Origin of the sequence: Pseudomonas sp. PA-4-8C, assembly GCF_021606625.1 — a bacterium.
Taxonomy (GTDB): domain Bacteria; phylum Pseudomonadota; class Gammaproteobacteria; order Pseudomonadales; family Pseudomonadaceae; genus Aquipseudomonas; species Aquipseudomonas lactis.
Map to the genome: position 1 here is coordinate 21,970 of NZ_WKCD01000033.1, position 14,422 is coordinate 36,391.

13 protein-coding genes are annotated in these 14,422 nt (G+C 61.2%); 7 read left to right on the forward strand and 6 right to left on the reverse strand.

Translation table 11 applies throughout. The features are described from left to right. Nucleotides 1-425 precede the first annotated feature (425 nt). The 5 genes from GIW04_RS08600 (at nt 426) to GIW04_RS08620 (ending at nt 6,200) form a co-directional block, all read left to right on the forward strand. Nucleotides 426-2,252 carry a long-chain-acyl-CoA synthetase gene (locus GIW04_RS08600; protein ID WP_120248395.1) on the forward strand — a complete coding sequence of 609 codons (1,827 nt, stop codon included), beginning with the start codon at nt 426-428 and terminating at the stop codon, nt 2,250-2,252. A gap of 106 nt (nt 2,253-2,358) precedes the next feature. Continuing rightward, nucleotides 2,359-2,874 carry an ankyrin repeat domain-containing protein gene (locus tag GIW04_RS08605; protein ID WP_120248394.1) on the forward strand — a complete coding sequence of 172 codons (516 nt, stop codon included), beginning with the start codon at nt 2,359-2,361 and terminating at the stop codon, nt 2,872-2,874. A gap of 41 nt (nt 2,875-2,915) precedes the next feature. Continuing rightward, nucleotides 2,916-3,446, forward strand: a complete 531-nt coding sequence (locus GIW04_RS08610; RefSeq protein ID WP_120248393.1) for a hypothetical protein — start codon at nt 2,916-2,918, stop codon at nt 3,444-3,446. Nucleotides 3,447-3,513: 67 nt separating this feature from the next. Further along, on the forward strand, nt 3,514-3,705 hold the full coding sequence (locus GIW04_RS08615; protein WP_003192770.1) for a PLDc N-terminal domain-containing protein: 192 nt from the start codon (nt 3,514-3,516) through the stop codon (nt 3,703-3,705). 407 nt (nt 3,706-4,112) lie between these two features. Beyond that, the gene (locus GIW04_RS08620; protein ID WP_003192769.1) at nt 4,113-6,200 is read left to right on the forward strand and encodes an LTA synthase family protein; all 2,088 of its coding nucleotides are present in this window, start codon (nt 4,113-4,115) and stop codon (nt 6,198-6,200) included. 167 nt (nt 6,201-6,367) lie between these two features. Here GIW04_RS08620 and GIW04_RS08625 read toward each other — a convergent pair whose 3' ends face one another. Next, on the reverse strand, nt 6,368-6,520 hold the full coding sequence (locus tag GIW04_RS08625) for a DUF3309 family protein (RefSeq protein WP_003192767.1): 153 nt from the start codon (nt 6,518-6,520) through the stop codon (nt 6,368-6,370). 328 nt (nt 6,521-6,848) lie between these two features. Here GIW04_RS08625 and GIW04_RS08630 point away from each other — a divergent pair, with 328 nt between their 5' ends. Beyond that, nucleotides 6,849-7,664 (forward strand): SDR family oxidoreductase, encoded by an 816-nt coding sequence (locus GIW04_RS08630; RefSeq protein WP_003192765.1) that lies wholly within the window; start codon nt 6,849-6,851, stop codon nt 7,662-7,664. 127 nt (nt 7,665-7,791) lie between these two features. Beyond that, nucleotides 7,792-7,995: a carbon storage regulator CsrA gene (csrA, locus tag GIW04_RS08635; RefSeq protein WP_003192762.1), complete on the forward strand. Its 204-nt coding sequence runs from the start codon at nt 7,792-7,794 to the stop codon at nt 7,993-7,995. Between the two features lie 10 nt (nt 7,996-8,005). Here csrA and GIW04_RS08640 read toward each other — a convergent pair whose 3' ends face one another. The 5 genes from GIW04_RS08640 to mnmC all read right to left on the reverse strand — a co-directional run. Next, on the reverse strand, nt 8,006-8,233 hold the full coding sequence (locus GIW04_RS08640; protein ID WP_003192759.1) for a YheU family protein: 228 nt from the start codon (nt 8,231-8,233) through the stop codon (nt 8,006-8,008). Nucleotides 8,234-8,307: 74 nt separating this feature from the next. Next, the gene (locus GIW04_RS08645; RefSeq protein ID WP_120248392.1) at nt 8,308-9,492 is read right to left on the reverse strand and encodes an osmoprotectant NAGGN system M42 family peptidase; all 1,185 of its coding nucleotides are present in this window, start codon (nt 9,490-9,492) and stop codon (nt 8,308-8,310) included. Nucleotides 9,493-9,668: 176 nt separating this feature from the next. After that, on the reverse strand, nt 9,669-11,414 hold the full coding sequence (gene ngg / locus GIW04_RS08650; protein WP_120248391.1) for an N-acetylglutaminylglutamine synthetase: 1,746 nt from the start codon (nt 11,412-11,414) through the stop codon (nt 9,669-9,671). 3 nt (nt 11,415-11,417) lie between these two features. Next, on the reverse strand, nt 11,418-13,190 hold the full coding sequence (locus GIW04_RS08655; protein ID WP_003192750.1) for an N-acetylglutaminylglutamine amidotransferase: 1,773 nt from the start codon (nt 13,188-13,190) through the stop codon (nt 11,418-11,420). A 136-nt stretch (nt 13,191-13,326) separates the two neighbouring features. Then, nucleotides 13,327-14,422 (reverse strand): bifunctional tRNA (5-methylaminomethyl-2-thiouridine)(34)-methyltransferase MnmD/FAD-dependent 5-carboxymethylaminomethyl-2-thiouridine(34) oxidoreductase MnmC (gene mnmC / locus GIW04_RS08660; protein ID WP_236478963.1); only part of this gene is annotated, 1,096 nt, incomplete at its 5' end.

The window sequence follows — 14,422 nt, forward strand, 5'->3', positions numbered from 1 at the left end:
TAGGTGCAGTGATTGTGCCAGTATTGGATTTTTTAGAAAATCGTTATAAATCAGCAACTTATAAATTTACAGGATTTTCATTTTCGTGCAATTTGCATGAAGGGCCATCGTGCATCCTGCATTTTGCGCTATCTGCTCGGTGATTTTTTCGGGAGGAGGGGGAGGGCTGTACTGATACTGACCGCCTTTTGCTCGGAAAAATCCCGCTCGGCTGGCAGGCTGTTATCGCAGCGATGCGGCGGCCCGACAAGCCAGCTCCCGCATTTGGAGGGTGGAGTGTCCGGGAGATAAGCATCGGCCGGCCGCCACGAGATACAAAACTTTTCAAATCCCGCGTGTACAGCCAAAGAACCGCTGACGTATTTTCCGCTACACCAGTCGATGTACCTGGACCAGACCAAGAATAAGAAAAGGGACGTCCCGCCATGACTCATCAGCAAGTCGACATGATCACCTGGCGCATGATGCTGCGAAAGGTGCCTGCCATCGTTCGGGCCCTCCCACGGGTGGTGCGCGGCATGCGCGCGGCCAACGTCACCGACCCGGGCCAACCCTGCGGCCTGGGCTGGCATTTCGAACAAGCCGCCTTGCGCAACCCTGACGGTGCTGCCCTGCTTTATGGGGACAGCGTGATCAGCTACCGCGACGCCAATCAGCGCGCCAACCGTCTTGCCCACCACCTGCAAGCCCAGGGCATCGGCAAGGGTGACGTGGTGGCGCTGTTTATCGAAAATCGCCCCGAGTTGCTGCTCAACGTGCTGGCCGTGGCCAAGCTGGGCGGCATCTGCGCCATGCTCAACACGGCGCAAACTCAAGGGGCGTTGGTACACAGCCTGACCCTGGTCAACCCGGTTGCCATTGTGGTCGGTGCCGAATTGCTGGGCGCTTACGCGGCGGTGCGCGAACACGTGCAGATCCCGGCCGAGCGCACCTGGTTCGTGGCCGATCAACCCGGCAGTGCAGTGCCCGATGGCTATATCGACCTGATGGCCGCCAGCGCCGAAAGCCCGGTGGACAACCCGGTGAGTTCCGCGCAGGTGTTCTTTAATGACCCCTGCTTCTATATCTACACCTCCGGCACCACCGGCTTGCCCAAGGCCGGCATCATGAAGCACGGGCGCTGGACCAAAACCGCCGTGAGCTTCGGCAGTATCGCCCTGGACATGGGCCCGCAGGACGTCCTCTATTGCACCTTGCCGCTGTACCACGCCACCGGGCTGTGCGTGTGCTGGGGGGCGGCGATTATCGGCGCGTCGGGCTTTGCCATCCGGCGCAAATTCAGTGCCAGCCAGTTCTGGGACGATGCACGCAAGTTCAAGGCGACCACCCTGGGTTATGTCGGTGAGCTGTGCCGCTATCTGCTCGACCAGCCTGCCAGTGCGCAGGACCGCGATAATCAGGTGACCAAGATGGTCGGCAACGGCTTGCGCCCTGGTGTGTGGGCGCAGTTCAAGCAGCGTTATGGTGTGGAGCATATCTGCGAGCTGTATGCCGCCAGCGACGGCAATATCGGCTTTACCAACATACTGAATTTTGACAACACCATCGGCTTTTGCCTGCAGCATTGGGCGCTGGTGGATTACGCCCATGACACTGGTGAACCGCTGCGCGGCAGCGATGGGTTCATGGTCAAGGTGCCCACCGGCGGGCAGGGCCTGTTATTGGCGCGCATTGATGATAAGTCGCCCTTCGACGGCTATACCGATCCGGAAAAAAACCGCAAGGTGGTACTGACCGACGTATTCGAAAAAGGCGATCGCTATTTCAACACCGGTGACCTGGTGCGCAGTATCGGTTTCGGCCATGCGCAATTTGTCGATCGCCTGGGGGATACCTATCGCTGGAAGGGCGAAAACGTCTCGACCACCGAGGTGGAAAACGTCCTGCTCAAACACCCGCAGATCGCTGAAGTGGTGGCCTATGGCGTCGAGATCGACAACACCAACGGCCGCGCCGGCATGGTCGCCATCACCCCCAGCGAATCCCTGGCCAGCCTGGACATGCGCGAACTGCTGCAATTCGCCCACGGCCAGTTGCCCTCTTATGCGGTGCCGTTGTTTTTGCGGATCAAGGTGAAGATGGAAACCACCGGCACGTTCAAGTACCAGAAAGTGAAGCTCAAGGAGCAAGGGTTCGACCCGGACAAGGCTGGCAATGACCCGGTCTACGCCTGGTTGCCGGGTTCGGACAGCTATGTGCCGGTGACCGGGCAATTGCTGGCGCAGATCCAGGGCGGCCAATTCCGTTATTGATTCTGGCTATGGCGGCTTTTGACAAAAAAGCCATGACACCGGGGAGCTCCCTCGCGACACTGGGCGCCTTAAACAGTTATATCAGTCGCCTCAGCAAGGAGCCCCCATGTCAGAACAGCCTAAACAAATGACCGAAGACGAAGCCGCCGAATTTGCCGAGCAAGTCTTCGACGTGGCCCGTCGCGGCGATACCGCGATGCTCGCCGCCCTGTTGGCCAAAGGCCTGCCGGCCAACTTTCGTAATCACAATGGCGACACCTTGTTGATGCTCGCGGCTTACCACGGCCATGCCGAGGCGGTTAAAGTGCTGCTGGAGTTCAAGGCTGACCCCCTGATCGCCAACGACAAGAATCAGTTGCCGATTGCCGGTGCGGCGTTCAAAGGCAACCTGCCGGTGGTCCAGGCGTTGATCGAAGGCGGCACGCCGATTGACGCGGCCTCCTCGGACGGGCGTACGGCGTTGATGATGGCGGCGATGTTCAACCGCGTTGACATGGTTGATTACCTGCTCGGTAAAGGCGCAAATCCCAAGGCCACCGATGCACAAGGCGCGACAGCGCTGGCGGCGGCGCAGACCATGGGCGCGGTGGATACGGCGGCGCAGTTGCAGAAACTGGTGTAGGCTACGCGCCCTTCAAAACTTGCCCGTTACAGGATCGCCCCATGAAAACCGCCCTCTTCGAACTCATCAGTAAAATCAGCGCCGGCGTCATGGGTGAGGACGAAGTAGCGCGTATCGCCGACGAAGCGGCCCAGGCCTACGCGGCCCCGGCGGCGTTCCTGGCGGCCAACCCGGATATCAACTACGACGACAGCTTCCCGATCCCGCTGGGGGAGTGGGTGGTAGTGGGTAGCCTACCGGACACGGTGTTGTTCCAGGCCGATACCTATGGCGACCTGTTTGCCCAGATCGTCGCGTCGTTCGGTCCGGGTGTGGCGTTCAACCTCAAGCCCAAGCAACTGGCCAAGACCGAAGACCTGACCGCGCTGAACCGCATCCAGATCCAGATGAGCGCCCTGAGCCCGGAAGACGGCGGTTATGTGCTGGTGAATTTCAGCCAGTTGCTGGACGACGAGATCCAGGCGGTGCTGGTGTTCGGCAACGACCTGCCGCGCGTGCTGGAACTGTGTGCCGAAGTCGGCATCAAGGCCGAGCCCTCGCTTGAAGCCTTGAAGATTGCCGTACACGTCTGAAATAAAACGGAACCCCCGCCAAGGCTGACTATCCTACAAGGGCATGCCCTCACTTAGGAGCGACACCATGGGTTCCACGTTTAATAGCCTGATTGGCCTGATTATCCTCGCGCTGGATATCTGGGCGATCATCAACGTGTTCAAAAGCGGCGCCAGCACCGGCGCCAAAGTGCTGTGGATCCTGTTGATCCTGCTGTTGCCCGTGCTGGGCCTGATCATCTGGGCTATCGCCGGGCCGCGCGGTAACGTGCGGATCTGACGACCTACTCGATTTGGAGTGGGCACAGTCAATGTGGGAGCTGGCTTGCCTGCGATTGCGGTGTGTCAATCAAAACGATGCAAGCTGACCCACCGCTATCGCAGGCAAGCCAGCTCCCACAGGGGGGCACTGTATTAACCATATTTGTGTGTCGAAACTATTCGCCGCACGAAATTTTCACATCCCATCCAAGACAATTCGCCGGCTTTAACCGGCTGCCAGGGCTCTATCTCCAGTGCCCTTAAAGGCAGGGCCGTGCCTTACGTTCAGTAATTAATAGCCTTGCCGGCCTTGATCGGGCACCATTTGTGCCACCGCGTTAACCGCCTACCCCAGCCAGCCTGGGCGAGGGACGGACGCCACTGCATTATTTCGCAACTTAAACTTCCAATGGGTCCTAAAACGACATGGCAAACCCGGACGCCCTGAATCAGCAGCGAGCTTCAAATCGCCTGCTGCAACCGACCGTCAAATCCCATCTGGCGTACACGCTGCTCTGCGCACTGGTCATGATGGTGATGTTCTCCCTGCTGCGCCTGGCGTTGCTGGTCTACAACCGCGAGATGATCCTGGATACGCCGGCTTCGACGTTCCTGGAAGCGTTCGTCAACGGCACCCGCTTCGACATTCGTTTTGTGACATACGCGCTGATCCCGCTGTTGCTGGCTGTGTTCAGCGTACGGGCCATGGCGGCACGAGGCTTCTTCCGTTTGTGGCTGACCGTTGTGTCCAGCATTGCGCTGTTCCTCGGTCTTATGGAGATGGATTTCTACCGCGAATTCCACCAGCGCCTCAACGGCCTGGTCTTTCAGTATGTGAAGGAAGACCCGAAAACCGTGATGAGCATGCTCTGGTACGGTTTCCCGGTGGTGCGCTATCTGCTGGCCTGGGCCGTGGGCACGCTGATCCTGAGCATGGCCTTCAAGGGCGCTGACCGCGCAACGCGCCCCCGTGGCCCGTTCAGCGGCGGCACGATCAGCACGCGCCAGGTGGCGCCGTGGTACGGCCGCACCGCGGTGTTCATGGTCTGCCTGCTGGTTGCCGTGGTCGCCATCCGTGGCACCCTGCGCCAGGGGCCACCGCTGCGTTGGGGTGATGTCTACACCACCGATTCGAACTTCGCCAACCAGTTGGGCCTCAATGGCACCTTGTCGCTGATCGCGGCGGCCAAGGCGCGCTTCGGTGAAGACCGCGCCAACATCTGGAAGGCCACTCTGGAACAACCGCTGGCCACCCAGACCGTGCGCGACATGCTGGTGCTGCCGCAAGAGAAGCTGGTAGACACCGACACCGCTGCGGTACGCCGTGACTTCACGCCACCGGCCGAGAAAACCCTGCCGATCAAGAACGTCGTGGTCATCCTGATGGAAAGCTTCGCCGGTCACTCGGTGGGCGCATTGGGACGTCCGGGCAATATCACCCCGTACTTCGACAAGCTGACCCAAGAGGGCCTGCTGTTCGACCGCTTCTTCTCCAACGGCACCCACACCCACCAGGGTATGTTCGCCACCATGGCCTGCTTCCCGAACCTGCCGGGTTTCGAATACCTGATGCAGACCCCGGAAGGCAGCCACAAGCTGTCGGGCCTGCCGCAGCTGCTCAGTGCGCGTGATTTCGACGATGTGTATGTCTACAACGGCGATTTCGCCTGGGACAACCAATCGGGCTTCTTCAGCAACCAGGGCATGACCAACTTCATCGGCCGCAATGACTTCGTCAACCCGGTGTTCTCCGACCCGACCTGGGGCGTGTCCGACCAGGACATGTTCAACCGTGGCCTGGAAGAACTGAAGGCACGCGAAGGCGGCAAGCCGTTCTACGCGCTGCTGCAAACCCTGTCCAACCACACGCCGTACGCGTTGCCGACCCCATTGCCGGTCGAGAAAGTCACCGACCGTGGCAGCCTCAACGAGCATTTGACGGCCATGCGCTACTCCGACTGGGCCCTGGGCCAGTTCTTTGAAAAGGCCCGCAAGGAGCCGTACTTCAAGGAAACCCTGTTCGTGATTGTCGGTGACCACGGTTTCGGTAACGAGCAGCAGATCACCGAGATGGACCTGGGCCGCTTCAACGTGCCGATGCTGATGATTGCACCGGGCATGCGCGAGAAGTTCGGTGAGCGTGACCACACTGTGGGCACCCAGATCGACATCGTGCCCACCATCATGGGCCGCCTGGGCGGCGATACCTTGCACCAGTGCTGGGGCCGTGACCTGCTGAACCTGCCGGAAGGTGATAAAGGTTTCGGCGTGATCAAGCCATCGGGCAGCGACCAGACCGTGGCCTTGCTCACCGGCGACCGCGTACTGGTATTGCCCAAGGAAATGCCACCCAAGTTGTGGGAATACACCCTGGGCGCCGAGCCGAATGGCAAGGTGATTCCAGAGTCGCCGGACGAAGCCGCACTCAAGCAGAAACTCGAGTCGTTCCTGCAAACCGCGACCAAGAGCCTGCTGGATAACACCGCAGGTGTGGTGGACGGTAAGCCGGACTAACTGACCGGCAATAAAAAAGAGGCCTTCTAGAAGGCCTCTTTTTTTGCTTCTCAATTGTAGGAGCGAGCTTGCTCGCGAAAAACATCAACGAAAACGCGTGCGTTCTGAATAAACGCGGCGCCTGTGAGTGTTTCGCGAGCAAGCTCGCTCCTACAAAAACGCGGCGTTTATATCTTGCCTAGCAACAACAGCACCAGCAGAACAACCAGTACCACACCCAGGATACCCGACGGTCCATAACCCCAGTTACGCGAGTGCGGGAACACCGGCAGGCCACCGACCAGCAGGAGGATCAGGATAATAATCAGAATGAGGCTCATGGTTTTATTCCTTATAGGTTCTTTGCAAAAACCGGCTGTTTAACCGTTGGTTCGTCCATGTACAGTGGGACGCCTTACCCATTCCGACTCTGCCACTTCGCAGAAAATTCATTGTTTTTATAAAACATTTTGATGGGTCGCTTATTTCTTTTAACGCGTGCGCAACTTGAACTAATCAGTTGAAAAAAATTGAACTTAGTCTATGCGCGCAGCAGCTACCGAGCCCGCGGTTTGCCTGGGGCATTCATCACCCTGATGGTGCGTGGGTGGAGCAAAAACCTTCGCTACACTGCCGGTCACTTCTTCGTGAACCACAAGGCTACCTCCTATGCAAAACCGCATGATGATCACTGGCGCCGGGTCTGGCCTGGGTCGCGAAATCGCTCTGCGCTGGGCTCGTGAAGGCTGGCAGTTGGGGTTGTCCGATGTCAGCGAGCCCGGTTTGCAGGAAACCCTCAAGCAGGTTCGCGAGGCGGGCGGTGATGGTTTTACCCAGCGTTGTGACGTGCGTGACTACAGCCAGCTAACGGCCTTTGCCCAGGCCTGTGAGGTGAAGCTCGGCGGCATCGATGTGATCGTCAACAACGCCGGTGTGGCCTCGGGCGGGTTCTTCGCTGAATTGTCCCTGGAGGATTGGGACTGGCAGATCGCAATCAACCTGATGGGCGTCGTCAAAGGCTGCAAGGCGTTCCTGCCGCTGCTGGAAAAGAGCAAGGGGCGCATCATCAACATCGCCTCAATGGCCGCGCTGATGCAAGGCCCGGCCATGAGCAACTACAACGTGGCCAAGGCGGGCGTGGTGGCGTTGTCCGAGAGCCTGCTGGTGGAGCTCAAGCAACAGGAAGTGGGCGTTCATGTGGTGTGCCCGTCGTTTTTCCAGACTAACCTGCTCGACTCCTTCCGTGGGCCAACCCCAGCCATGAAGGCCCAGGTGGGCAAACTGCTTGAGAGTTCGCCCATCTCGGCGGCGGATATCGCCGACTACATTTACCAGCGCGTGGCCGCAGGCGAGTTCATGATCCTGCCCCACGAGCAAGGCCGCATGGCTTGGGCGTTGAAACAGAAAAATCCGCAACTGCTGTATGACGAAATGACACTGATGGCCGACAAGATGCGCGCCAAGGCGCAGGCCGTGAAGGGCTGATTCGGCTGCGGTCTGTCAGACAAATTACCTGCCTGCGTAGGCAGTGCCTGATTTTCCCGCAAGCCATTGCCGGCCCAGCGCCAAGGGGGCATGGTCGGGGTCCTGCTACTGGAAAAGGACAACCGCCATGCTGGTCTTAAGCCGTGCCACAGGCGAAGCCATCGCCATTGGCGATGACATCACCGTGCATATCCTGGAAGTGAACGGTACTCATGTGAAATTCGGCATCGAGGCGCCGGTGGGCGTCAACGTGTACCGCGCCGAGGTGTACCGCAAGATACTCAAAGGCGAGGGCCAAGCTACCCATCCCGTGCCGGCGCCCAACCCTTAGGCGCCGCTGTTCAGTCGAACAGGTGCTTGGGCACATCGTGCTTGAGCATCAACTGGCATTGCTCGCTCTCGGGGTCGAAGACGATCAGCGCCTGGCCTTTGGTCAGCGCCTGGCGCACGCGCAGCACGCGGGTTTCCAAGGGCGTGTCGTCGCCATTGTCGGTACCGTCGCGGGTGACGAAGTCTTCGATGAGGCGGGTGAGGGTGTCGACTTCAAGTGCATCGTAGGGAATCAGCATACAAGCCTCAGGTATCAGGTCCCGGCGATGCTACTGCGCCGGGACCTTTGTTGCCAGTATCAACTCACACAGCGTCAGGACTTCTGGCCGACCAAACTGTCCACCGACGGCACACGGGTGTCGCTCTCCATTTGCGTATCATGCTCGATCTGATGACTGAACCGGTCCAGGGAACCCTGGGCCGGTTGCGCATCGCTGGCAAACACCGGCGGGCTGAGGATGTAAGCGCCCAGCAAGCGGCTCAGGGCGGCGAGGCTGTCGATGTGGGTACGCTCATAGCCATGGGTGGCATCGCAACCGAAGGCCAGCAGCGCGGTGCGAATATCATGGCCGGCGGTGACCGCCGAGTGGGCATCGCTGAAGTAATAGCGGAACAGATCGCGGCGCACCGGCAGCTCGTTGTCTGACGCCAGGCGCAGCAAGTGGCGGGACAGGTGATAGTCATAGGGGCCGCCGGAGTCCTGCATGGCCACGCTCACCGCATGTTCGCTGGACTGCTGGCCAGGGGCGACCGGGGCGATATCGATGCCGACAAACTCACTCACATCCCAGGGCAGGGCGGCCGCTGCGCCACTGCCGGTTTCCTCGGTGATGGTGAACAGCGGGTGGCAGTCGATCAGCAAGGGTTCGCCACTGTCAACGATGGCCTTGAGCGCAGCGAGCAGTGCGGCGACGCCGGCCTTGTCGTCCAAGTGGCGGGCGCTGATATGCCCGCTTTCGGTGAACTCGGGCAGCGGGTCGAACGCCACGTAGTCACCGACGCTGATTCCCAGGGAATCGCAGTCGGCGCGCGTGGCGCAGTAGGCGTCCAGGCGCAGTTCCACATGGTCCCAGCTCACCGGCATTTCATCCACGGCGGTGTTGAACGCGTGCCCGGAAGCCATCAGCGGCAACACGCTGCCGCGAATCACGCCGTTATCGGTGAACAGGCTGACACGGCTGCCTTCGGCAAAGCGGCTCGACCAGCAGCCCACTGGCGCCAGGGTCAGACGGCCGTTGTCCTTGATCGCGCGCACGGCGGCGCCGATGGTGTCCAGGTGCGCGGAGACGGCGCGGTCAGGGCTGTTTTTCTGGCCCTTGAGGGTGGCGCGAATCGTGCCGCGCCGGGTCATTTCAAACGGGATGCCGAGTTCTTCCAGGCGCTCGGCGACGTAGCGCACGATGGTGTCGGTAAAACCGGTGGGGCTGGGAATGGCGAGCATTTCCAGCAGCACTTTTTGCAGATACGCGAGATCGGGTTCGGGAATGGTTCGGGTCATGGAAACTCCTGATGAGTTGAGGGCGATCGACGCTCTGCGATCGTGCGATCGTTCCCACGCTCTGCGTGGGAATGCCTCAGGGACGCTCTGCGTCCGCTGTGGTGACGCAGAGCGTCACAGGCTGCATTCCCACGCGGAGCGTGGGAACGATCGCGGAGCGTGGGAACGATCGGTAGTCAGGTAGCTGGCTGACTGTGTGGAAACAACAAATCCACAAACTTCTCAGCCGTAGGTTGCGGTTCATGGTTGGCCAAGCCGGCCCGTTCGTTGGCTTCGATAAAGACATACTCTGGCTGGTCGGCCGCAGGCACCATCAGGTCCAGGCCGACCATGGGAATATCCAGGGCACGGGCCGCGCGGACAGCCGCGTCCACCAGCGTCGGATGCAAGATCGCCGTGACATCTTCCAGGCAACCCCCGGTGTGCAGGTTGGCGGTGCGTCGCACGGCCAGTTGCACGCCACGGGGCAGGATGCTGTTGTAGTCGTAACCTGCGGCTTTGAGGGTGCGCTCGGTTTCTGCATCCAGCGGGATTTTGCTCTCGCCATCGGTGGCCGCCTGGCGACGACGGCTTTGTGCCTGGATCAACGCGCGAATCGAATGTTGACCGTCGCCGATCACTTCGGCAGGGCGGCGAATCGCAGCCGCGACCACTTCAAAACCGATCACCAGGATGCGCAGGTCCAGGCCTTCGTGGAAGCTTTCCAGCAACACGCGGCTGTCGAACTGGCGCGCCGCTTCAACCGCCTGCTGCACCTCCTCGATGCTCTGCAAATCCACGGCGACGCCATGGCCTTGCTCGCCGTCCAGCGGCTTGACCACGATGCGCTGGTGTTCGTCGAGAAACTCCAGGTTGTCGTCGGCACTGCCGGCCAACTGTTGCACCGGCACCTGCAGGCCTGCGGCCTTGAGCACCTTGTGGGTCAGGCTCTTGTCCTGGCACAGGGTCATGCTGATGGCGCTGGTCAGGTCGCTCAGGGATTCACGGCAACGCACCCGACGCCCGCCGTGGCTGAGGGTGAACAGGCCCGCATCGGCATCGTCGACCTGCACATCAATGCCGCGCCGGTGGGCTTCCTCGACGATGATGCGCGCGTAAGGGTTGAACTCCGCCTGCGGCCCCGGGCCCAGGAATAGCGGTTGATTGATGCCGTTCTTGCGCTTGATCGCAAAGGTGGTCAACGCCCGGAAGCCCAGCTTGGCGTAAAGGCTCTTGGCCTGGCGATTATCATGCAGCACCGACAAGTCCAAATAGCTCAAGCCTCGGCTCATGAAGTGCTCCACCAAGTGGCGCACCAACACTTCACCGACGCCAGGGCGCGTGCATTGAGGGTCGACGGCCAGGCACCAGAGGCTGCAACCATTCTCTGGGTCGTGGAAGGCCTTGTGATGGTTGAGGCCCATCACGCTGCCAATCACCGCGCCGCTGTCTTCATCTTCGGCCAGCCAGTACGCCGGGCCGCCTTGATGGCGTGGGGTAAGGCGCTCCGGGTCGACGGGTAGCATCCCGCGCCCCTGGTACAAGTGGTTGACCGCTTGCCAGTCGGCCTCGCTCTGCACCCGGCGAATGCGGAAGCCGCGAAACACCCGGGTGGCCGGGCGGTAGTCGGTGAACCACAGGCGCAGGGTGTCGGACGGGTCGAGGAACAGTTGCTGCGGGTCAATGCCCAGGATCTGCTGGGGTGCGGCCACGTACAGCGCGATATCGCGCTCGCCGGGCTGCTCGTTGAGCAGTTCCTGGGCCAGGCTTGCCGGGTCGGGAAAGGTGTGGCCGATCAACAACCGGCCCCAGCCGCAATGCACGGCAATCGGGTCGGCGGCCAGCGCGCTGCCATCTTCGGCCAGGCGCGCTTGCAGGCGCTCGTAGGTCGGCGCCTGGCCTTTGAGTAAGCGTTGGCTGTAAGCCGCGGCATTCGGTTTCATCGATCAGATTCCTTGTTCGCTCAGCCACAGGTTCAGCGCCGCCAACTGCCACAATTTGGAGCCGCGCAGTGGGGTCAGTTGGCCTTGCGGGTCGGTGAGCAAGCGGTCGAGCATGGCCGGGTTGAACAGCCCGCGGTCCTGGCTCGGGTCCAGCAGCAACTCGCGCACCCAGTTCAAGGTATCGCCCTGCAGGTGCTTGAGGCCGGGTACGGGGAAGTAGCCTTTCTTGCGGTCGATGACTTCGCTGGGGATCACCCGACGCGCCGCTTCCTTGAGCACCTGTTTGCCGCCGTCGGGCAGCTTGAACTGGGCCGGCACACGGGCCGACAGTTCTACCAGGCGGTAGTCGAGAAACGGCGTGCGCGCTTCCAGGCCCCAGGCCATGGTCATGTTGTCGACGCGTTTGACCGGGTCGTCCACCAGCATCACCGTGCTGTCCAGGCGTAGGGCCTTGTCCACGGCCGCGTCGGCGCCGGGCATTGCGAAATGCTCGCGCACGAAGTCGCCGGCAGCGTCGTTGGCGGTCAGCCATTTGGGCGCGACGGTGGCCGCGTAGTCGTCGTAGCTGCGGTCGAAAAACGCCTCGCGATAGGCCGCATAAGGGTCGCGGGCGCCGTCCACTTGCGGGTACCAGTGGTAACCGGCGAACAACTCATCGGCGCCCTGGCCGCTCTGCACCACTTTGCAATGCTTGGCCACTTCCCGCGACAGCAGGTAGAAGGCGATGCAGTCATGGCTGACCATCGGCTCGCTCATGGCGCGGAAGGCTGCCGGCAGCTGCTCGATGATCTCGCTTTCGGCGATGCGCAGTTGGTGGTGATGGGTGCCGTAGTGTTTGGCGATCAGGTCTGAGTACTGGAACTCATCGCCACGTTCGCCGCCGGCGTCTTCAAAGCCGATGGAGAAGGTCGACAGATCCTCCACGCCCACTTCACGCAGCAGGCCGACGAGCATGCTCGAATCGACGCCGCCTGACAGCAGCACACCCACATCCACCGCCGCACGTTGGCGGATGGCCACGGCTTCGCGGGTGCTGTCGAGCACGCGGTCGGTCCAGTCTTCCAGGGTCAGGTGTTTTTCGTCCTCATGGGGGCCGTAGGGCAGGGTCCACCAGGTTTTCTGTTCAGTCTTGCCGCTGGCGTCGATGCGCATCCAACTGGCGGGCGGCAGCTTTTCGATGCCGGCCAACAGCGTGCGCGGCGCGGGGACCACGGCGTGGAAATTCAGGTAGTGGTTGAGGGCGACCGGATCGAGGATCGGGTTGATATCCCCACCCTTGAGCAACGCTGGCAACGCCGAGGCGAAACGCAGGCGCTGGCCGGTGCGCGACAGGTACAAGGGCTTCACACCGAGACGGTCACGAGCGATGAACAGACGCTGGGCATCACGCTCCCAGATGGCGAAAGCGAACATGCCGTTGAGCTTGGGCAGCAGCGCTTCGCCCCAGGCGTGATAACCCTTGAGCAACACTTCGGTGTCGCCACCGGAATAGAAGGCGTAACCCAGGGCTTCCAGCTCTTGGCGCAGCTCCGGGAAATTATAGATAGCGCCATTGAACGCCAGGGACAGCCCCAGATGGGCGTCGACCATCGGTTGGGCAGAGCCGTCCGACAGGTCCATGATCTTCAGGCGGCGGTGGCCCAGGGCAATCGGCCCTTGGGCATGAAAGCCCCAGGCGTCGGGGCCTCGGGGGGCGAGGTGATGGGTGATGCGTTCTACGGCTGCCAGGTCGGCAGGTTGATGATCAAAGCGTAACTCGCCAGCTAATCCACACATAAGTTCCTTACCGGTTTTTCCGTTGGGGAGGGGTCAACACTCAATACGCCCAAAAGGGCGCGTACCCAGAAACTGACCCAGTGCTATGCGTGGAGTTTTAGACCGATAAGTTATAAGGCAGATAGCCGCCTTGCCTTTAATCCGGCTTTTTTTGTGCAGCGCCCTGGCCTCGCACCAGCGCGCGCAGGGCAAATCGATTGGGGTGGCAAGCCTCGGCCACGCTGGTTGGCACGGGCAGGGGCTCATCACTCAGCCACGCAGCCAAAAGTTCGCCGCACAACGGCGCAGTGATCAGGCCACGCGAGCCATGGCCGCTATTGAGAAACAGACCCGGCAGCCACGGGCAGGGCGTTTGCGGCACTTGCCGGGCGTCTTTGCCCAGTACCGCATAAGCCTGCTGAAACGCCGCATGGTCGGCCAGTGGCCCGACGATGGGCAGGTAGTCGGGGCTGGTACAACGAAACGCGGCACGGCCTTCCAGTTGTTCGGCCGCAAGGCGATCGGCACCCAAGCGCTGCAGCAGGTCGGTAGACATCTCGCGCAGCATCTGCAGGTTGCCGCTGTGTTCGGCGGGCGTGGGCGTGAGGTCTTGATTGTTGAAGTCAAAACTGGCGCCCAGGGTGTGTTCGCCAAGCCGGGCCGGCGCGACGTAGCCTTCGGCGCAGACCACCGTGGCGAGAGCTTTACTTGCGCAGGTTTGCGCCAGCCGAGTGATCTGCCCACGGATGCGCTTGAGCGGTATGTCTGCACTGAAGGGGAAACGCTTGATCTCCGCAGCCCCGGCGAGCACCACGACACCGGCGCTGGCCAGTACGCGGTCATCGGCGTGGGCTTGCCATTGGTCGTCGAGCCGGTGCAGTTCCAGTGCCTCGTGGTGGGTGAGCACTTCAATCAGTGGATGTTTCGCCTGCCACTGGCACAGCGCGGGTGGATGCACCCAACCGCCCTGTGGAAAAAACAACCCGCCGTGGGCCAGTTCGATTCCCGCCTTTTGCTGCGCCTGCTCGCGGTCCAGCAACTGCAGCAGGTCCGGAGCAAAGGCCTTGGCCAATTGAGCCTGACGCTGGATCTCTTTGGCGTCAAACGCCAGTTGCAACACGCCACAGCCGTCCCAATCGACACCTCGGTGCAAATGTTCCAGCAGGCGTCGGGTGTGGCCAAAACCGCTGACTATCAGTTGGGACAAGGCCGTGCCATGGGCCGAAAGCTTGAGGTACAACACACCCTGTGGG